The following is an 18,757-nucleotide window of genomic DNA, read 5'->3' as shown; positions in this document are numbered from 1 at the left end:
ACCAGAAGTCATATGGCGGAGATCAGCCTGCCGACTCCGCCGCGTGCGGGCTGAGTACACCGAAGCCGACCAGCACGATGATGACGATGCCGAGCGCGATGCGGTACCAGACGAACGGCATGAACGACTTGGTGCTGATGTACTTCATGAACCATGCGATGACCGCGTATCCCGTGGCGAACGCGATCACCGTCGCGAAGATCGTGGGGCCCCATGTCACATGGCCGCCGTCCATCGCGTCGTTCACCTCGAACAGGCCCGAGGCGAGTACCGCCGGGACGGCGAGGAGGAAGGAGTAGCGGGCCGCGGCCTCACGGTTGTAGCCCATGAACAGGCCGCCCGTGATGGTGGCGCCCGAGCGCGAGACGCCGGGGACGAGGGCGCAGGCCTGGCAGAGGCCGAAGATCAGGCCGTCCTTGGCGTTCAGGTCCTGGAGGCCCTTGCGCTGCTTCGGGGCGCGGTGCCGGCCGCCCGTCTCGTCCCGCGCGGCCATCCGGTCGGCGATGCCGATCACGATGCCGATCACGATCAGCATCGTCGCCGTGATCCGCAGATCGCGGAACGGGCCCTCGATCTGGTCCTTGAGCGTGACGCCCAGCACGCCGATCGGGATCGAGCCGACGATCACCAGCCAGCCCATCTGGGCGTCGTGGTCCCGGCGCCACTCCTTGCTGTAGAGCGACCGGAACCAGGCGGAGACGATCCGTCCGATGTCCTTGCGGAAGTAGATCAGTACGGCGGCCTCCGTTCCGATCTGGGTGATCGCCGTGAAGGCGGCGCCCGGGTCCTCCCAGCCGGAGAAGGCGGCCGTGAGCCGCAGATGCGCGCTGGAGGACACGGGGAGGAACTCGGTCAGCCCCTGGACGAGTCCGAGGATGAGTGATTCGAACCAAGACATGGAAGTAGGGAGTCCAAGTGCCGATCGTGGAACGGGCGACGGACACACCGACGACGCCCGTGCGGGTGATCAGGTGTGTTGCAGGGCAGCGTAGCGTCCCGTGCGCACACGTCCGACACAGGGGCTTCGTGGGGCCGTTACGCCGCCGTGGGTCCCGTCACGGTCCAGCCGGGGGACTGGGGGTGGGCCCGGAGTCCGGCGTGCTCGACCTGGGCGCCGCAGGCCCGGCAGGTGACCTGCGGGACCAGCTCATGGCCGCAGTTGTGCTCGATCACCATCGGACGGTCGTCGTCGGTGTGCAGATGGCGGTCGCCCCAGGCCATGAGGGTCATCAGTACGGGCTCCAGTTCGAGACCCGCCGGGGTCGGCCGGTACTCGAAGCGCTGGGGGCGCTCGCTGTAGACCCGCTTGCTGAGGATCCCGGCGTCGACCAGGCGGCGCAGCCGGGTGGCGAGGATGTCGCGCGGGGCGCCGATGTTGCGCACCAGCTGGTCGAAGCGGCCGTTGCCGAGGCACACCTCCCGCAGGACGAGCAGCGAGTACTTCTCGCCGACCAGCGACAGGGTGTCGGCGATCGAGCAGGGGCGTGGGTCTTTTCGGGCGGCCATGGGCCCAGTGTAATGAGGGTTTGATTTTCCAACCCTTCGAGCTATGGTGAGTTTGGATTTCCTACTCACCGGTAATGGCACGGAGGCCCGCACCATGCGAGACGCAGTCGTCGTCGAAGCCGTACGCACTCCCATCGGCAGGGGCAGGCCCAACGGCTCCCTGGCGCACGTCCATCCCGTCGAACTCCTCGCCCACACCCTGCGCACGCTCGTCGAGCGCTCCGGCGTCGACCCCGCGCTCATCGACGACGTCATCGGCGGCACGGTCGACCAGGTCGGCGAGCAGGCGATGAACACCACCCGCTACGCGGTCCTCTCGGCCGGCTTCCCCGACACCGTCCCGGCGACCACGGTGGACCGCCAGTGCGGCTCCTCGCAGCAGGCCGTCCACTTCGCCGCCCAGGGTGTCCTCTCCGGCGCCTACGACCTCGTCGTCGCCTGCGGAGTGGAGTCGATGAGCCGGGTGCCGATGTGGTCCAACGTCCCGCCCGGAAAGGACCCCTTCGGGCCCGGCGTCGCCGCCCGCTACCCGGAGGGGCTGGTGCCGCAGGGCATCAGCGCCGAGCTGATCGCCGCGAAGTGGTCGATCGGCCGCGAGCAGATGGACACCTTCGCCGTCGGCTCGCACCACAAGGCCGCCGCGGCCTGGGACGCCGGCCGCTTCGACGCCGAGGTGGCCGCCCTGGACGGTGTCACGCGCGACGAGTGCGTACGGCCCGGCAGCACCACCGAGATCCTCGCCGGGCTCCGGCCCGCGTACCACGACCCGGCCTTCGCCGAGCGGTTCCCGCAGATCGAGTGGAACATCACGGCCGGCAACGCCAGCCCGATCAACGACGGTGCCTCCGCCGTACTGATCACGTCGAGCGAGACGGCGGCCCGGCTGGGGCTCACCCCGCTCGCCCGGCTGCACAGCTTCGCCGTCACCGGCTCCGACCCGCTGCTGATGCTCACCGGCGTCGTCCCGGCCACCGAGAAGGTGCTGCGCGGGGCCGGACTCACCCTCGACGACATCGACCTGTTCGAGGTCAACGAGGCCTTCGCGAGCGTGGTGCTGACCTGGCAGCAGGAGACGGGCGCCGACCTCGCCAAGGTCAATGTCAACGGCGGCGCCATCGCGCTCGGGCATCCGCTGGGCGCCAGCGGCACCCGGCTCACCACCACGCTGGTGCACGCGATGCGGCAGCGCGGCGCCCGCTACGCCCTCCAGACGATGTGCGAGGCGGGAGGGCTGGCCAACGCGATGATCCTGGAGTCCGTCTGACCCCAACGGGCGTGGGCGTGACCCCAACAGGCGTGCGCGTGACCCCAACGGGCCTGCGCGTCAGCGCAGATGGTGCCGCTTGCGCCACGCGACCACCGCGCCCGCCACCCCCGGTACGGCGATACAGGCCATCGCGATCAGGAACACCGGCGACGTCGGAGTGGAGGCACGGGCGCCGGCGACGACGTACGCGGCCGTGTTCGGGATCGAGCCGAGCGCGGTCGCGAGCAGGAACGGCAGCCAGCCCATCCGGGAGACGGCCGCGCAGTAGTTGGCCGCCCAGAACGGCACACCCGGGAACAGCCGCACCGCCAGCATCGAGCGGAAGCCGTGCTTGCTGAACTGCCCGTCGACCGTGGTCAGCAGCTTGCCCCGCAGCAGCGGCCGCAGCGCCTCCTGGCCGAGCACCCGGCCGAGACCGAAGGCCAGACCGGCGCCGATCACCGAGCCGGCGATCGCCGTCCCGGTCCCGAGCTCCGAGCCGAACAAGGCGCCCGCCGCCAGGTTGAGCAGCGGCCGGGGCACAAAGGCCACGGTGATCAGGCCGTACACCGCCGCGAACACCAGCGCCGCGACCAGTCCGCCCAGCTGTGGCGGCCAGCCGTTCTGGAGCAGTCGCTGCGGCTCGAAGAGCAGGACGGTCGCGGCCGCCCCGACGAGCAGCGCGATCAGCAGCGAGAACCGGGCCCAGGGTGAGAGCAGGAGTCTCGCCGTGCGGGCGGCGAAGCCGGTGCGGAGCGGCACTGCCCCGACGGGGAGGGCGGCGGCGACAGCCGGCGCGGCGTCCGTCGGGACGGTGGCCGTGGCGCCCACGGGAACCGCGATCGACACGTCCGACGGGACGGTGTTCGCGAGTTCGGTGGACGAGGCCCGGGGAGAGGCCATGGCGGTGCCCCCAGAGCGGGTGGTGGCATCGAGCATGTCGGCGACACTAACTGACGTGTATGTGTGATCGCCGTATGGTTCGTCTCATGGGTGTCACAGGAAGGCAAACAGCGGATCTTCCCCGCAGTGCACTTGCGCAAACCCTGTTGGAGCGACTCACGGTCGCCTACGCCGGCGCGGCGGACCCCGGACGGGCGACCGCCATGGGCGCATACATGAAGGACATCGCCCCTTTTCTCGGTCTGCCGACACCCGTGCGCCGAGCCCTGTCCCGGACCGTCCTCGCCAGTGCGCCACACCCCGACGAGACCGATTGCACGACCCTCGCCCTGTCCTGCTGGCGGCTCCCGGAACGTGAGTATCACTACTTCGCCGTCGACTACCTCCGCCGCCATGTGGACCGCTGCTCCTCCGGTTTCCTCCCGGTGGCCCGGCAGCTCGTCACCACGGTCTCCTGGTGGGACACCGTCGACCTGCTTGCCGCGCATGTCGTCGGCGCGCTGGTCGCCGCCGACCCCGCGCTCAAGGCCGCGATGGACGAATGGATCGCCGACGACGACCTCTGGGTGGCCCGTACGGCCCTGCTGCACCAGCTGCGTCACAAGGAACACACCGACACCGACCGGCTCTTCGCCTATTGCCTGCGCCAGTCGGGGCACCCGGACTTCTTTGTCCGCAAGGCGATCGGCTGGTCCCTGCGCGAGTACGCCAAGACCGACCCGGACGCCGTGCGGGCCTTCCTCGCGCGCGAGGAACGGCGGTTCGCGCCGCTCTCGGTGCGCGAGGCGCTGAAGAACATCGGCGGCCGGTAGCGGACCCGCGCCCCTCAACCCCGGTCCGCGGAAAACCATTCGACGCGGACCCGGTCGTCGGCGATGATCGACGACATGTTCCGGTATGCCTTCCTCCTCGCAGCATCCGCAGTCGCGGATGCCCCGAAGGCTGCCGCAGCGATCCTCACGGCCGCAGCCGACGGCGCCCGAAGCTGACCCTCTCCGGATTGTCCGGCGGACCCCGCAGGGGGAGGGTCGGAGAACGCCCCGGGGTCCCCGTCCCGCCGCGCGCCCGAGCGCCGCCGGGACCGTCACTTTCCTGCACGGAGAGACTTCGAGGCTCAGCCATGCCCAAGACGGCGTACGTCCGCACCAAACCGCATCTGAACATCGGCACGATGGGTCACGTCGACCACGGCAAGACCACCCTGACCGCCGCCATCACCAAGGTCCTCGCCGAGCGCGGCTCCGGCACGTTCGTCCCGTTCGACCGTATCGACCGGGCGCCGGAGGAGGCCGCGCGCGGCATCACCATCAACATCGCGCACGTCGAGTACGAGACCGACACCCGGCACTACGCGCACGTGGACATGCCGGGCCACGCCGACTACGTCAAGAACATGGTCACCGGCGCCGCCCAGCTGGACGGAGCGATCCTGGTCGTCTCCGCGCTCGACGGGATCATGCCGCAGACCGCCGAACACGTGCTGCTCGCCCGGCAGGTGGGCGTCGACCACATCGTCGTCGCCCTGAACAAGGCCGACGCGGGCGACGAGGAGCTGACCGACCTGGTCGAGCTTGAGGTCCGCGACCTGCTCACGCGGAACGGCTACCCGGGCGACGCGGTGCCCGTCGTACGGGTCTCCGGGCTGAAGGCGCTGGAGGGCGACCCGCGCTGGACGACGTCGATCGACGCGCTGCTCGACGCGGTGGACACGTATGTGCCCATGCCGGAGCGGTACCTGGACGCGCCGTTCCTGCTGCCGGTGGAGAACGTGCTGACCATCACCGGTCGCGGCACAGTCGTCACCGGTGCCGTGGAGCGCGGCACGATCCGCCTCGGCGACCGTGTCGAGGTGCTCGGCGCGGACGTGGAGTCCGTCGTCACCGGTCTGGAGACCTTCGGCAAGCCGATGGAGGAGGCGCAGGCCGGCGACAACGTGGCGCTGCTGCTGCGTGGTGTCCCACGGGACGCGGTCCGACGCGGGCATGTCGTGGCCGCGCCGGGGAGCGTGGTGCCGAGCCGGCGGTTCACGGCGCAGGTGTACGTGCTCTCCGCGCGCGAGGGCGGACGTACGACACCGGTGGCGACGGGGTACCGGCCGCAGTTCTACATCCGTACCGCGGACGTGGTCGGTGACGTGGACCTCGGTGAGGCCGCCGTCGCACGCCCCGGGGACACGGTCACCATGACCGTGGAACTGGGCCGGGACGTGCCGCTGGAGCCGGGCCTCGGCTTCGCCATCCGCGAGGGCGGGCGGACCGTCGGGGCGGGAACGGTGACCGCCCTGGACTGAGGGGGCGTCCGGATACGGGGGCCGCGCGGCCGGCAGAGACCGGCCGCGCGGTCGCCCGCGCCCCGCGCCCGCCCGTTCCCCGCAGGACGCGCCCCGCACAATGGACGCGTGACCGACGCCATTCCCGTGATCAGGACCACCGACCAGGGCACCGTCCGGCTGATGCCCGACATCGACCGTGAACGGGCGTGGCTGCTCACCGTCGACGAGGCACCGCAGTCGTACGTCGACCTCGACGACCCGACACATCTTGAGTTCGAGTACACGCGCCGGCTCGGGCATGTCCTCGACCTCGTTGGCGAGCCGGGGCGGCCCGTGGACGCCGTGCACCTCGGGGGCGGGGCGCTGACCCTGCCCCGCTATGTGGCGGCGACCCGGCCGGGGTCGCGCCAGCACGTGGTGGAGGCGGACCGGGGGCTGCTGGACCTGGTGGCCGACCACCTGCCGCTCCCCGGCACGGCCGGCGTCACGCTGCACGCGGCGGACGCCCGCACCTGGCTGGAATCCGCCCCCACCGACTCGGCCGGGGTCCTCGTCGCCGACGTCTTCGGCGGCTCCCGGGTCCCGGCGCACCTGACGTCCGTGGAGTACGTCCGTGAGGCCGCGCGAGTCCTCAACCACACCGGCGTCTATCTGGCCAACCTCGCCGACGCCACGCCGTTCACGTTTCTGCGGTCCCAACTCGCCACGCTGGCAACGGAGTTCGAGGAACTCGTGCTGATCGCCGAGCCGGCCGTACTGCGCGGGCGCCGCTTCGGCAACACCGTGCTCGTGGCCGCCCACCGGCCCCTCGACACGGCGGCCCTGGCCCGGCGCACGGCCGGCGACGTCTTTCCCGCGCGCGTCGAACACGGGCCCGCGCTACGGGACTTGATGGGCGGGGCCCGCCCGGTCACCGACGCGGACGCCGTACCGTCACCCGTGCCCCCCGACGGGGCGTTCGGGATCGGCTGAGAGCCTCGCCGCCTCCGGTCCGGAGGACTTCGTGCCGGTGCCTCCCGTCACCGGCTTCGTCCACCGCCGCAGATTGCGCACCTCCGGCACGCACAGCACCAGGCCCGTGACGACGACGACCAGCACGGCACAGCCCCACAGCGCGGCCGGGCGGCCGAACGCCGACTCCGCCGGGCCCGCCAGCGCCGTCGCCAGCGGAACCATCGCGACGGAGCCGAACCAGTCGTAGGCCGCGACGCGCGAGAGCTTGTGCTCCGGGATCTCCTGGTGCAGGGCGGTCATCCAGGAGACACCGAAGACCTCCAGCGTCACGCCGGTCACGAACATCACCGCACACAGCAGGCCGATGGACGCCGGGACGGCCAGCGCGGCCGACGGCAGGGCCAGGGGGAAGACACCCAGAGTGCCGGCGAGCAGCAGGCGGCGCGGTTTCCAGCGACTCATCAGCAGCGCGCCCGCGACCGTGCCCCCGCCGAAGAAGGCCAGCGCCATACCCCAGGGCGCCGCCCCGCCCAGATGGTCCCGGGCGACCAGTGGACCGTAGACCCCCTGGGCGGCCGCGACGACCGCGTTCGCGATCGAGAACTGGACGACGATGCTCCACAGCCAGGGCCGTCCGGCGAACTCGTGCCAGCCCTCGCGCAGATCGGCCAGCAGCCCGCCGCCCGCCTCGCGCGGCGGGACATGGCTGACGTCGAGGAACCAGCGGAACGTGCCGGCGACCGCGAACGCCACCGCGTCCGCCGCCAGCACCCAGCCCGGCCCGATCACGGCGACCATCGCACCCCCGAGCGCGGCCCCGCCGAGACCCGCGCCCTGCATCGCCATCCGGAACATCGCGAACGCCCGGCTCGCCTGCTCCGCGGTCACGCTCGACAGCAGCATGCCCTCGGCGGCGGGGCTGAAGAACGCCTGGCCCGTGCCGCCGAGGGCGGACAGCAGCATCATCTGCCACAGCTGCGCGTGCCCGGCGAGCACAAGCACCGCGAACGCACCCTGCGAGACACAGTTCAGGGAGTTGGCCGCGACCATCACCCGGTGCCGCGGCAGCCGGTCCGCGACCGCGCCGCCGACCAGCAGGAACAGCACCAGCGGCAGGGTGCGCGCAGCGGCCACCAGACCGACGTCGCCGCTGTCCCCGCCGGTCTCCAGGACGGCGAAGGCGGCGGCGATCAGGGCGCCGTTGCTGCCCAGGCTGGTGACGACCGCCGCGCTCGTGAGCAGGGTGTAGTTGCGGCCCGCCCACGCGGGACGGCGCGAGCGGCGGGGAAAGGGCAGGTGACGGGCGGCGGACTTCACAGCCCGACTATCGCCGCCGCGCACCCGCCTTGCCAAACCCATTGCAGGCCGTTCGCGGGTCAGCCGCCCGTCGGGTCCCCGTGCAGCCGTACCGTGTTGAGGATCTTCATGATGGTTTCCTTCGGAACCTCACCCTTGACGCCCTTGGCGCCGTAGAAGCTCCAGGACACGAAGTCGTCGGTGGAGTTCTTGAAGCCGAAGGTGAGCGCCTTGCCGTCGCTGGCGCACTTGCCCTTCTGGGGTGTGTTGTTCGACTGGGCCCAGGCGATGGAGCCCTTGATGCCCGAGGCCGTGGTGTAGTCCTCGGCCTTCTCGTCGTTCGTGACGCTCTTCTTGTCGGGCTGGGTGTAGCCGCCGAAGACCCACCACGGCACGTTGTTGACGGCGACCTCTTCGGTGTTCTTCGCGCCGTCCGCGCCCTTGGTGCCAACCGCGCCCAGCTCGGTCTCGTCGACCGTGCCGTCCTTGTTGTCGTCGCTCGTGCACCACTTCGACTTGTACAGGGCCGTGCCCGACATGGTGATGAGCGGCTTGGGGTCGTCGGAGTCGGCCTCCTCGAAGCCGATGGTCAGCGTCGGCGACTGCACCTCCCAGTCGGCCGGCACGTCGAAGGCGATGCCCCACTTCGCGTTGACGACGACCTTCCAGCCGTCGATGGACGGCTTCTCGGTCTCCGTGCCGCGCGGGTTGTCCTCGGCGCCGGTCGAGGACTCCGACGGGTCCGCCGGGGCCGACTTGCTCGGCTTCTGGTCCGTGCTGCTGTCCGCGGTGTCGTCCTTGTCGCCGCCGAGCACCAGGAAACCGGTGACACCGGCGGCGACCACCACGGCCGTCGCCGCGACGATGGCGACCAGCTTGGTCCGGTTCCCGCCACCGCCACCGGCCGGCGGCTGCGGGCCGCCCATCGGCGTGGGCGCACCCCACTGCTGCTGCGGTTGCTGCGGCGGCTGCTGCGGATAGGGGCCGGATTGCTGGTAACCAGGCTGCTGATACGGATTCGGCTGCTGGTACCCCGGCTGCTGGTACGGGTTGTTCTGCTGCGGGTTCTGCTCGCCCCCGGGCGGCTGCTGTCCTGGCCACATGAGCGGTAACCCTAGTGCCGTCCCGGACACGATTCGGTCACCGCCCTTTGTCAGGGACGTACCGAACCGGCGCCGGGCGGGGTCAGGAGGCGGGTTCGACGATCCGGACCGTGTCGAGGATGCCGGACACCGTGGCCTCCGGCACCTCCGCGCGGACCCCGGTCGCCCCGACGAACGACCACGACACGAAGTCGCCCGCGGCGTTCTTGAAGGCGAACGTGGTGGCCTTGCCGTCGGTGTCGCACTTGTCCCGCTTCGGCGCGCCGGACGAACGAGACGTGGTGACCGTGCCCTTGATGCCGGACGCGGTGGTGAACGAGCGCACCGCCTCGGTGCCGACCTTCTTGTGGTCGGGCTGGGTGTACAGGCCGTAGACCCAGGCCGCGGAGTCGGCCCGCGCGATCTCCTCGGTGCTTCTGGCGCCGTTGTTCCCCCGCGTGCCCACGGACGCCAGCTCGGTGTGGTCGAGGGTGCCGTCGCGGTCCTCGTCGGTCGAGCACCACTTCTCCTGGAGCACCGCCGGCGCCTTCATGGCGACCAGCGGCTTCTCGTCCGGGTCGTCCGCCTCGGCCACGTACGAGACCCAGTCCGGCGACTTCGGCGCCCACTCCGGCGGTACGTCGAACGCGACGCCCAGATCCGGGTTGACCACCGCCTCCCAGCCGGCGACGGTCGGCTGTACCCCGGTGTCCGTCCGCGGGTTGCCGGACGTGCTGGGCGAGGCCGAGGACGCGGTCGGTCCCGGCGCCGCCCCGTCGTCGGAGTCCCCGCCGAGCAGCACCGCCCCGGTCACCGCGGCGGCGACCACCACCACGGCGGACGCGGTGATCGCGATCGCCTGGGTACGGCGTCCCGGGCCGCCGCCGGGCGGAGCGCCCGGGGAGTTCCAGTCACCCTGCGGCTGCTGCCCGGCGCCGTACGGCCCGGGTTGCTGGTACCCGGGCTGGAGGTAGGGGTTCGGCTGCTGGTGCCGTGGATCCGGTCCGCCCGCGGGCGGCTGCTCTCCCTGCATGGGCGGCAACAATACGGCGCGCCGGTCTCGCTGTGGCGGTCAGCTCCGGCCGGCTCTGGCCAGCAGTCGCTACTCGTGGGTAACATCTGGGCATGAGCGCAGATCAGATGTCGATCGGCGAGATGCTCGCCGCCACTGTGCCGATGGTTCGCACGCTGAACCTCGCGTACCTGGAGACCACCCCGGAGAAGGCGGTGCTCGCCCTCCCGGACCAGGACGAGTACCGCAACCACGTCGGAGGGCCGCACGCGGGCGCGATGTTCACACTCGGCGAGTCCGCCAGTGGCGCCATCGTGCTGGCCGCGTTCGGCGACCAGCTCTCGCGCGCCGTACCGCTGCCCGTCCATGCCGAGATCGACTTCAAGAAGATCGCCCTCGGGCCGCTGACGGCCACGGCGACCCTCGGCCGGCCGATCGCCGACGTCGTCGCCGAACTCGACGAGGGCAAGCGCCCCGAGTTCCCGGTCGCCGTCTCGATCCAGCGGGAGGACGGCACGGTCACCACGGAGATGTCGGTCATCTGGACGCTGCGGCCCAATCGCCCGTAGTCGAGTCGCCTTTGCGTGAGGGCCCCGGTCACAGTGACCGGGGCCCTCGTCTTTTCTGCCGCGCCGGGGTGTGCCGCCGCCTGGGTGTGCCGCGGCCGGATCAGGCCGCCCGCTCCTCCCGGTCGCCGGCTCCGTCCAGTTCCGCCACGAACCGCGTCAGCCAGGCCGTGAAGTCCGGGCCCAGGTCCGCCCGTTCGCAGGCCAGCCGGACCACCGTGCGCAGGTACTCGCCCTTGTCGCCGGTGTCGTAGCGCCGCCCGTCGAAGACCACACCGTGCACGGTGCCGCCGGCCGCCAGCTCCTGGAGGGCGTCGGTGAGCTGGATCTCGCCGCCGCGGCCGGGCGGTGTCCGTTCCAGGACCGGGAAGACCGCCGGGTCGAGGACATAGCGGCCGATGACCGCGAGCCGGCTCGGCGCGTCCTCGCGGGCCGGCTTCTCCACCAGCCCGGTGACCCGCACCACGCCGTCCTCGCCGGTCGGCTCCACCGCGGCGCAGCCGTAGAGGTGGACCTGTTCGGCGGGCACCTCCATCAGGGCGATCACGCTGCCGCGGTGCCGGTCCCGGACGTCGAGCATCCGGCTGAGCAGGCTGTCGCGGGCGTCGATCAGGTCGTCGCCGAGCAGGACGGCGAACGGCTGGTCGCCCACGTGGGCGCGGGCACACAGCACGGCGTGGCCCAGGCCGAGCGGGTCGCCCTGGCGGATGTGGTGGATGTGCGCGAGGCGGGCGGGGTCGCGGACCGCGTCCAGCCGTACGGTGTCGCCCTTCGCGGCGAGGGCCTGTTCCAGCTCGAAGGCGTTGTCGAAATGGTCCTCGATGGCACGCTTGTGGCGTCCGGTGACCATCAGGATGTCGTCGAGTCCGGCGGCGGCGGCCTCCTCCACGACGTACTGGATCGCGGGTTTGTCGACGACGGGCAGCATCTCCTTCGGTGTGGCCTTCGTGGCGGGCAGAAACCTGGTGCCGAGTCCGGCGGCGGGGACGACCGCCTTGCGGACCGCGCGGGTGTCCGGAGTGTGGGGGACGATCATGCGCGCCATGGTGGCGGGTCCGGATGAGAGTGGACCGAGAGCCGGATGGGAGCGGGCTGTGGGCGAGTTCGCGAAGTTGGAGATTTCGTCCGCCATCCGGCCTTTGCCACACGCGAGTTGCGGAGCGCCGCGGGGTCAAATTTCGAAAGCGGGTGCGGATACCGGTGGTAACCATCCATCGTTTTCTCGTTGTTGAACTTTGGTCACTCGAACTCCTTGTTTCCTCTGGTTCAACTGTGCGAAGGTGTGCCTCCCGCGGGAAAGCACAGGTCAGGCCATTAGTACGAACCAATCAGGATCTGCTTTCCGGTGGACGCACATTTTAGGATGGGCGTCCACCGGCCCGGAAGGAATGGGTCCCGTGCCGTCCGCTTACCCCCCACGTCCGCCGTATCCGCCACTCCCCGGAGCCGTCCCGGGGGAGTCCGACCGCGATCTCCTCGCCGGACTCGGCGCCACCGATTCCGGCGCACGTTCCCTCGCCATCCTCCTGGCCCGCCACTGGCCGGCCGTCCACGACTACGCGGTCATCTGTCTGGCCTCCACCGGAAGTTCGCCGTCGATGGCGGCCACCGCCGCGTTCCAGGACGTCCTCGCCCGCCGTGGCACCGCCGGTGCGCTCCGCCCTCAACTACTGGTCGCCGTAAGGGAATCGGTGAAGTCGTGGGCCGCACAGGAGGACATCTGCGCGGTACTGCCGGAGCTGCGCAAAACGACCGGCGGACGCGGACTTCGCGCCGCACGCGCCGACACGCCCCAAAGGCGGATCATCGCGGAACGCGCATTCAAGGCTCTTCCGAGTGCCTCCCAATGCCTCCTCTGGCACACCGAGGTCGAATCGGAAACGATTTCCATACCGGCCGGTCAGTTGGGAATCCGGACGGAAACGGCGGAGGCCGCGCTCGAAGAAGCCCGCGAGCAATTCCGCCGGGGCTGCGCACGTGCCCACCGAGAACTCGCGCCGACACAGGAATGCCGGTTCTACAACCGTCTCCTCGATGTCCCGATGCGGCGCGGCGGCGCTCTCCTGCCCGATGTGCAGCGTCATCTCATGCAGTGCCGGTACTGCCGGCACGCGGCCGAGCAACTCAGTCATTTCGACGGCCCGCTGGACGTGCTGATCGCCGAGACGGTGCTCGGCTGGGGCGCCCGGCGCTACCTGGAGTCACGGCCGGGGCGGACCGACTCGCCGGACGTCGGCCCCGCGCGCGTACGGACCGGACGGCACCGCCCTGCCCAGGCGGGCACCTACGCCGTGCCCAAGCGCCGCACCAAGGCCGTCCTCGTCGGCGCCGGTGTGGTCTCCCTCGCGCTGCTCGCGACGGTCCTCGCCAACAAGGGCTGGTCGGATGACAACGGTGTCCCACAGGACCCGAACAGCACCTGGGCGGCGAACGGCCGGTCGGTCTCGCCGAGCGCCGACTCCGAACCCCCCTCCTCCGGCGCGCCGTCCGCCGCCTCCGTGCAGCGCCCCGGCGAGGTCGCGAACGGCAGGCTGCGCAACGCCGCCCGGAACCTGTGCCTCGACGTCGTCGGCGGTACCGCCAAGGCCGGTGCGACCGCCGTACTGACGGCGTGCTCGACCGCCGGAAGCCAACAGTGGTCGTACGAGCAGGACGGGCTGCTGCGCAGCGCCCTCGGCCAGGTGCTCTGCCTCGGCGCCGACACCGACCGCCGGAGTGTGACGCTGGCGGACTGCCGGGTGCACGCCGGGCAGGTGCGGTTCGATCTGACGGTCCGTGGTGAGCTGCTGGTCCGCGGGAGCAAGCGCCTTGTCGTGGCGCCCGGTTCCGGGGGCGAGGTGGTCGTCGCCGGGCAGAACGGTTCCGTCGGACAGCGGTGGGTGCTGGAGCCGGGCACCGGGGACGCGGCCCGGGACACGGCTCCCGGCACGCGGGGGAGTGGGGAGCCGGAGGGCTCGGGCGGGCCGGGTGAGTCCGGCGAGTCGGGCGACGGGCCGACATCGGGGCCCGGGGCGGGGGATCCGGAGGGGGACTCCGGGCTTCCGGCCGACCCCGGGGACCAGGGCGATCCGGGCGGGCAGGGCGAGGAGTTCGACACGCGGATCGCACAGGTCGGGGTCGAGACCGGCACCGACGGTGGGTCCGGGGCCGGTTCGGGCGGCGGCTCCGGGTCAGGATCCGGGTCCGGGTCCGGGTCCGGCACCCGGTCGTCTCCCGTCGACACCGTCGTCACGACGGTCGTCGACACGGTGACGGACACCCTGGGCAAGGCGACGGACAGCCTGTCCGGGGCGACGAACACCCTCGCCGCGGCGACGAAGACGCTGGGCGCGGTGACCAACGCCCTCGGGCAGGCACCCAACCGCGCCTGATTCTTCTGGCGGATCGATCCCGGCCGATTGATCCCGGCCGATTGATCCCGGCCGGTCGATCCCGGCCGGTCGATCCCGACCGGCCGACGGACATCACCGGGGCCGCCCTCCCAGGGCGGCCCCGCCTTCGTTTCCTGTCGCCAGGAGCCCATTTCTGTCGGCCGCATGGACACGAGTCACCAACGGTCGTGGTTTTCCCGCCGCGCCGGTGGTTACTAACGGGGAGTCAAGTCGTCGCTGTCGCACAGTGTGTTCACAGGACGAACGCGGACCCGGGTGCCGGACGCGCCCGCGGTTCACCTCTTCGTACCCCGCACACCGAAGGAGTGACGGCCATGACCGAGCCCGCCACCAGAAGAGCCCTCGCCAGGAGATCCGCCCTGCGCCTGCTGGGCGGTGCCGTCGCCGTCGCCGCGGCGGCCACCGGCAGCACCTCGGCCGCGCAGGCGACCCCGTCGGCCGGCCGCCCCAGCACCGTTCGCCCCAGCACCGGCCGCCCCACCACAGCCCGCCCCCGCGTGGACCGGCTCCTCTCCCTCCTCACCCTCGACGAGAAGATCTCCCTGCTGCACGGCGCCACCGACCCCGCCCCCCTCGGCCAGGCGGGCTTCGTCCCCGGAGTGGAACGCCTCGGCATCCCGCCCCTGCGCCTGGCCGACGGCCCGGCCGGCGTCCGCGTCACGAAGCACGCCACCGCCCTGCCCGCACCCGTCCTCCTCGCCTCGGCCTTCGACCCCGAACTGGCCCGCCGCTACGGGCAGGTCATCGGCCGCGAGGGCCGCGCGCTCGGCCAGGACGTGCTGCTGTCCCCGATGGTCAACCTCATCCGTACGCCGTACGCCGGCCGCAACTTCGAGACGTTCGGCGAGGACCCGCTGCTCAGCTCCGACCTGGTCGCCGCCGAGATCGAGGGCATCCAGGGTGAGGGACTCGTCGCCACCGTCAAGCACTTCGCGCTGAACAACCAGGAGAAGGACCGCACCTCCGTCGACGTACGCGTCGACGCGCGGACCATGCACGAGGTCGAGCTGCGCGGCTTCGAGGCCGCGGTCGCCGCCGGCACCGGCGCGGTCATGGGCGCGTACAACAAGGTCAACGGCACCTTCGCCTGCGAGAACAGCACCCTGCTCACCGAGGTGCTGCGTGACCTCTGGGGGTTCGAGGGCTGGGTGATGACGGACTGGTCCGCCGCGCACAGCACCGTGAAGGCGATCACCGCGGGGCTCGACATGGAGATGCCGGACGGCAAGCACTTCGGTACGGCCCTCGGGACGGCGGTCCGTGACGGCAGCCTGCCCGAGCGACATGTCGACACTGCCGTACGCCGTGTCCTCACCGTCATGGACCGGTTCGGTCTCCTCGACGAGAGTGCTCCGCCGCGCCCCGCGCGGGACCCGGAGGCGGGGGCGGCCGTGGCCCTGGAGGTCGCCAAGGCGGGGGCCACGCTCCTGCGCAACGCACACGGCACACTGCCCCTCGGCCGGGACGACATCGCGGTGATCGGACCGTCCGGAACCCTGCCGTTCGCGAGTGGCGGCGGCAGCGCGCACGTGGTGCCCGACCGGGCCGACAGCCCGCTCGACGCCCTCAGGTCCCGTGCGGGACAGGGCGCACGGGTGACGTACGCCCTGGGCGAGGACCTCTTCGGCAAGGCCGTCCCCGCCTCGGTCCTCACCCCCGCCTTCGACACCGAGCACCAGGGTGTGGCCGCCGGGGAGACCTGGACGTACGACGGCACGCTCACCGTCGCCGAGCCCGACGAGTGGACCTTCGTCCTGCACTTCTCCGGCGATCCCGTGCGCCGCCCCAAGGTGCTGCTCGACGGTGTCGAACTCTTCCCGATCACCCCGGACTTCGGCGAGTACTTCATGGGCGGACTGGTCACGTCGGCGCCCGACGGTCTGACCGTCCGCCGCGGGACGCGGCAACTCGCCCGGGGCGCCCACCGGTTGCGCGTCACCGCCGAGGGCGGCGCGGCGGGGCTCACCTTCCGGCTGCGGCGGATCACCAGTGCGACCCGCGCCGACGACGTGGCCGAGGCGGTACGCGTCGCGCGCGCGGCCGGTCAGGTGGTGCTCTTCGCCCACGAGGACGCCACCGAGGGCCAGGACCGTACGACGATCGCCCTCCCCGGCAACCAGGCCCGGCTGATCGAGGCGGTGACGGCGGTGAACCCGCGGACCACCGTGGTCCTGAACACCTCCTCCGCGACCTCGATGCCGTGGCTGGAGCGCACCGGGGCCGTCCTCCAGATGTACTACCCCGGCCAGGAGGGCGCCGCCGCGACCACCGCCGTGCTGTTCGGCGACTGCGACCCCGGCGGCCGGCTGACCCAGACCTTCCCGGTCGACGACGACCACCACCCCCACGCCGGGAACCCGCGCCGCTACCCGGGCACGGACGGCGTCGAGGAGTACTCGGAGGGCGTGTTCGCCGGCCACCGCTGGTACGACGCCGAGGACGTGCGCCCGCTGTTCCCCTTCGGACACGGCCTGTCGTACACCTCCTTCTCCTACGGCGATCTCGCCGCGCGCCGCACCCGGGACGGCCTCGCCGTCACCTTCACCGTCCGCAACACCGGCCGCCGCACCGGAGTCGCCGTGCCGCAGGTGTACGCCGGCCCGTCGCCGGACGTGCGCCTCGAACAGCCGGTCAGGGTGCTGGCCGGATACCGGCGGCTCACGCTCCGGCCGGGCGAGCGGCGGCGGATCACCGTGTCGGTCGCCGCGCGCACGCTGTCGTCCTGGGACCCGCGGCGCCGGGACTGGGTGCTCGGGACCGGCCGCCGCGCGGTGTGGGTCGGAGCGTCCTCACGGGATCTGAGAGTCCGTACGAGTGTGGAGGTGGACCAGTGATCGGACGCGCGGTACTTGCCGTGACCGCCCTCGCGGCGGCGCTGCTCGCCCCGTGCCGGCGCGGGCGGCGGCGGACGGCGACCCCGTCGTCCGTACCGATTCCGGCCGCGTACGAGTTCGCCGACCGCACGGGATCGCCGTTCGCCTCGCTGCGCGCGCTGAACACCGGCTTCGACCTCGGCGCGACCCGTGTGAACGAGTCGCAGTAGCTCTTCAGGCACTTCGGTCTGGACTCACCGCGGACCGTCTCCGCGGGCGGAAACGCCGTGAGCACCACCGTGTCCCGTGATCACCAGTGGGACCTCTGGGACGGCGCGGCCGGGTCACGGTGACCGGGTAGGCTGCCCGGCGCGCGTCCGCACAACGGACGCGCGCCGGAACGCACCACGAACGCACCAAGAACGCACCACATAAGGCGCACCACACGAAGGGAAGCGGCGTTGCACGTCCAGGAATGGCTCGAGACGGTGCCCCCGCTGGCGATCTATCTGCTGGTCGGCCTGGTCATCGGAGTGGAGAGCCTGGGCATCCCGCTGCCCGGCGAGATCATCCTGGTCTCCTCGGCGCTGCTCGCCTCCCAGCACGGTGACATCGACCCGCTGATCCTCGGTGCCAGCGCGAGCGCGGGCGCGATCATCGGCGACTCGATCGGCTACGCCATCGGCCGCAAGGGCGGACGCCCCCTGCTGGCGTGGCTGGGCGGGAAGTTCCCACGGCACTTCAGCGAGGCGCACATCGCCACCGCCGAGCGCTCCTTCCACAAGTGGGGCATGTGGGCCGTCTTCTTCGGCCGGTTCGTCGCCCTGCTGCGGATCTTCGCGGGCCCGCTCGCGGGCGTCCTGCACATGCCGTACTGGAAGTTCCTGATCGCCAACGTCCTCGGCGGGATCGTCTGGGCGGGCGGCACCACGGCGGTCATCTACTACGTCGGCATCGTCGCCGAGGCCTGGCTGAAGCGCTTCTCGTGGCTAGGCCTGGTCCTTGCTGTCCTGATCGGCCTGACCTCGATGCTCGTCCTGAAGCGCAAGGCGAAGCAGACGTCGGCGACGACGCACGAGGACCCGGTACCGGCGACGACGGACTGACGCCGAGTCCGCCGCCCCGCGGGCGGCTTCAGCCCTTGTGCACGCCCCGATGCTCCTGAGCCAGCGCCGCGTACAGCGTTCCGTTGAGGGTCAGCCCCTCCCGCTCCTCCGCGGACAGCTCCCGCCGCACCTTCGCCGGCACCCCCGCCACCAGCGATCCGGGCGGCACGACCATGCCCTGCGGCACCAGTGCCTGCGCGGCGACCAGCGACCCGGCCCCGACGACCGCCCCGTTGAGCACGGTCGCCCCCATCCCCACCAGGCAGTCGTCCTCGACGGTGGCCCCGTGCACCACGGCGTTGTGCCCCACGGAGACCCGCGCCCCGATGGTCACCGGGAACCCCGGGTCGGCGTGCAGGGTGCAGTTGTCCTGGATGTTGCTCTCCACCCCCACGGTGATCCGCTCGACGTCACCGCGGACCACCGCGCCGTACCAGACGCTGGCCCCCGCCCCGATCGTGACGTCCCCGATCACCGACGACGTCGGCGCCACGAACGCGCTCTCGTCGATCTCCGGCTTCCTGCCACCGATCGCCACGACCAGCGCCCTGTCCGTCATCGCCCGCTCTCCTTCGCCCTTGTGGTCTCCGTCGTGGACGCACGCTACGG

17 protein-coding genes are annotated in these 18,757 nt (G+C 71.6%); 9 read left to right on the top strand and 8 right to left on the bottom strand.

What is annotated here, in order from left to right:
- Nucleotides 1-22: 22 nt before the first annotated feature.
- Together ACIQAC_RS33630 and ACIQAC_RS33625 are read right to left on the bottom strand one after the other, a co-directional pair.
- Nucleotides 23-898, bottom strand: coding sequence for an undecaprenyl-diphosphate phosphatase (locus tag ACIQAC_RS33630; protein WP_402197888.1), 876 nt, complete (start codon nt 896-898; stop codon nt 23-25).
- A gap of 137 nt (nt 899-1,035) precedes the next feature.
- Entirely contained in the window at nt 1,036-1,506 is a 471-nt protein-coding gene (locus tag ACIQAC_RS33625; RefSeq protein WP_402197886.1) for a winged helix-turn-helix transcriptional regulator, read from the bottom strand.
- Between the two features lie 94 nt (nt 1,507-1,600).
- On the opposite strand from ACIQAC_RS33625, the gene ACIQAC_RS33620 reads away from it, so the two are divergent.
- A complete protein-coding gene (locus ACIQAC_RS33620) occupies nt 1,601-2,770 on the top strand; it encodes a thiolase family protein (RefSeq protein ID WP_402197883.1) in 1,170 nt (389 codons plus the stop codon).
- 60 nt (nt 2,771-2,830) lie between these two features.
- Here ACIQAC_RS33620 and ACIQAC_RS33615 read toward each other — a convergent pair whose 3' ends face one another.
- Nucleotides 2,831-3,691 (bottom strand): TVP38/TMEM64 family protein, encoded by an 861-nt coding sequence (locus ACIQAC_RS33615; RefSeq protein ID WP_402197881.1) that lies wholly within the window; start codon nt 3,689-3,691, stop codon nt 2,831-2,833.
- 50 nt (nt 3,692-3,741) lie between these two features.
- Between ACIQAC_RS33615 and ACIQAC_RS33610 the strand changes: the two genes are divergently transcribed.
- From ACIQAC_RS33610 to ACIQAC_RS33600, 3 genes are all read left to right on the top strand, one after another.
- On the top strand, nt 3,742-4,467 hold the full coding sequence (locus ACIQAC_RS33610) for a DNA alkylation repair protein (protein ID WP_402197878.1): 726 nt from the start codon (nt 3,742-3,744) through the stop codon (nt 4,465-4,467).
- Between the two features lie 308 nt (nt 4,468-4,775).
- A complete protein-coding gene (gene tuf, locus ACIQAC_RS33605) occupies nt 4,776-5,945 on the top strand; it encodes an elongation factor Tu (protein ID WP_402197877.1) in 1,170 nt (389 codons plus the stop codon).
- 108 nt (nt 5,946-6,053) lie between these two features.
- Nucleotides 6,054-6,899 (top strand): spermidine synthase, encoded by an 846-nt coding sequence (locus ACIQAC_RS33600; RefSeq protein WP_402197875.1) that lies wholly within the window; start codon nt 6,054-6,056, stop codon nt 6,897-6,899.
- On the opposite strand, the gene ACIQAC_RS33595 is transcribed toward ACIQAC_RS33600, so the two are convergent.
- The 3 genes from ACIQAC_RS33595 to ACIQAC_RS33585 form a co-directional block, all read right to left on the bottom strand.
- Nucleotides 6,861-8,198: an MFS transporter gene (locus ACIQAC_RS33595; RefSeq protein ID WP_402197873.1), complete on the bottom strand. Its 1,338-nt coding sequence runs from the start codon at nt 8,196-8,198 to the stop codon at nt 6,861-6,863. The genes ACIQAC_RS33600 and ACIQAC_RS33595 overlap by 39 nt on opposite strands.
- Nucleotides 8,199-8,257: 59 nt before the next feature.
- On the bottom strand, nt 8,258-9,280 hold the full coding sequence (locus ACIQAC_RS33590; RefSeq protein ID WP_402197871.1) for a hypothetical protein: 1,023 nt from the start codon (nt 9,278-9,280) through the stop codon (nt 8,258-8,260).
- Nucleotides 9,281-9,362: 82 nt separating this feature from the next.
- Nucleotides 9,363-10,292, bottom strand: coding sequence for a hypothetical protein (locus tag ACIQAC_RS33585; RefSeq protein ID WP_402197870.1), 930 nt, complete (start codon nt 10,290-10,292; stop codon nt 9,363-9,365).
- Nucleotides 10,293-10,399: 107 nt separating this feature from the next.
- Here ACIQAC_RS33585 and ACIQAC_RS33580 point away from each other — a divergent pair, with 107 nt between their 5' ends.
- Entirely contained in the window at nt 10,400-10,840 is a 441-nt protein-coding gene (locus ACIQAC_RS33580) for a DUF4442 domain-containing protein (protein WP_402198026.1), read from the top strand.
- A 100-nt stretch (nt 10,841-10,940) separates the two neighbouring features.
- Here the strand turns inward: ACIQAC_RS33580 and galU are convergent, their stop codons facing one another.
- Complete coding sequence (galU, locus tag ACIQAC_RS33575; RefSeq protein WP_402197868.1) at nt 10,941-11,873, bottom strand: UTP--glucose-1-phosphate uridylyltransferase GalU; 933 nt, start codon at nt 11,871-11,873, stop codon at nt 10,941-10,943.
- A 361-nt stretch (nt 11,874-12,234) separates the two neighbouring features.
- Between galU and ACIQAC_RS33570 the strand changes: the two genes are divergently transcribed.
- From ACIQAC_RS33570 to ACIQAC_RS33555, 4 genes are all read left to right on the top strand, one after another.
- Complete coding sequence (locus ACIQAC_RS33570; protein ID WP_402197865.1) at nt 12,235-14,208, top strand: RICIN domain-containing protein; 1,974 nt, start codon at nt 12,235-12,237, stop codon at nt 14,206-14,208.
- 335 nt (nt 14,209-14,543) lie between these two features.
- A complete protein-coding gene (locus tag ACIQAC_RS33565) occupies nt 14,544-17,063 on the top strand; it encodes a beta-glucosidase (protein WP_402197863.1) in 2,520 nt (839 codons plus the stop codon).
- Nucleotides 17,060-17,272, top strand: coding sequence for a hypothetical protein (locus tag ACIQAC_RS33560; protein WP_402197861.1), 213 nt, complete (start codon nt 17,060-17,062; stop codon nt 17,270-17,272). The genes ACIQAC_RS33565 and ACIQAC_RS33560 overlap by 4 nt, the downstream gene beginning before the upstream one ends.
- 231 nt (nt 17,273-17,503) lie before the next feature.
- Nucleotides 17,504-18,148 carry a DedA family protein gene (locus ACIQAC_RS33555; RefSeq protein ID WP_402197858.1) on the top strand — a complete coding sequence of 215 codons (645 nt, stop codon included), beginning with the start codon at nt 17,504-17,506 and terminating at the stop codon, nt 18,146-18,148.
- Between the two features lie 28 nt (nt 18,149-18,176).
- Here the strand turns inward: ACIQAC_RS33555 and ACIQAC_RS33550 are convergent, their stop codons facing one another.
- On the bottom strand, nt 18,177-18,707 hold the full coding sequence (locus ACIQAC_RS33550; RefSeq protein WP_402197857.1) for a gamma carbonic anhydrase family protein: 531 nt from the start codon (nt 18,705-18,707) through the stop codon (nt 18,177-18,179).
- Nucleotides 18,708-18,757 lie beyond the last annotated feature (50 nt).

The sequence above is a fragment of the Streptomyces sp. NPDC088387 genome (genome assembly GCF_044753385.1).
Classification (GTDB): Bacteria; Actinomycetota; Actinomycetes; order Streptomycetales; family Streptomycetaceae; genus Streptomyces.
This window is presented reverse-complemented; position numbering and strand designations above follow the sequence as displayed.

Bases quoted from the DNA above. Each gene is read 5' to 3' on its own strand.
- ACIQAC_RS33590 (WP_402197871.1), bottom strand. From the start codon at position 9,280: ATGTGGCCAGGACAGCAGCCGCCCGGGGGCGAGCAGAACCCGCAGCAG.
- galU (WP_402197868.1), bottom strand. From the start codon at position 11,873: ATGATCGTCCCCCACACTCCGGACACCCGCGCGGTCCGCAAGGCGGTC.
- ACIQAC_RS33610 (WP_402197878.1), top strand. From the start codon at position 3,742: ATGGGTGTCACAGGAAGGCAAACAGCGGATCTTCCCCGCAGTGCACTT.
- ACIQAC_RS33625 (WP_402197886.1), bottom strand. From the start codon at position 1,506: ATGGCCGCCCGAAAAGACCCACGCCCCTGCTCGATCGCCGACACCCTG.
- ACIQAC_RS33630 (WP_402197888.1), bottom strand. From the start codon at position 898: ATGTCTTGGTTCGAATCACTCATCCTCGGACTCGTCCAGGGGCTGACC.
- ACIQAC_RS33580 (WP_402198026.1), top strand. From the start codon at position 10,400: ATGTCGATCGGCGAGATGCTCGCCGCCACTGTGCCGATGGTTCGCACG.
- tuf (WP_402197877.1), top strand. From the start codon at position 4,776: ATGCCCAAGACGGCGTACGTCCGCACCAAACCGCATCTGAACATCGGC.
- ACIQAC_RS33550 (WP_402197857.1), bottom strand. From the start codon at position 18,707: ATGACGGACAGGGCGCTGGTCGTGGCGATCGGTGGCAGGAAGCCGGAG.
- ACIQAC_RS33585 (WP_402197870.1), bottom strand. From the start codon at position 10,292: ATGCAGGGAGAGCAGCCGCCCGCGGGCGGACCGGATCCACGGCACCAG.
- ACIQAC_RS33615 (WP_402197881.1), bottom strand. From the start codon at position 3,691: ATGCTCGATGCCACCACCCGCTCTGGGGGCACCGCCATGGCCTCTCCC.
- ACIQAC_RS33620 (WP_402197883.1), top strand. From the start codon at position 1,601: ATGCGAGACGCAGTCGTCGTCGAAGCCGTACGCACTCCCATCGGCAGG.
- ACIQAC_RS33565 (WP_402197863.1), top strand. From the start codon at position 14,544: ATGACCGAGCCCGCCACCAGAAGAGCCCTCGCCAGGAGATCCGCCCTG.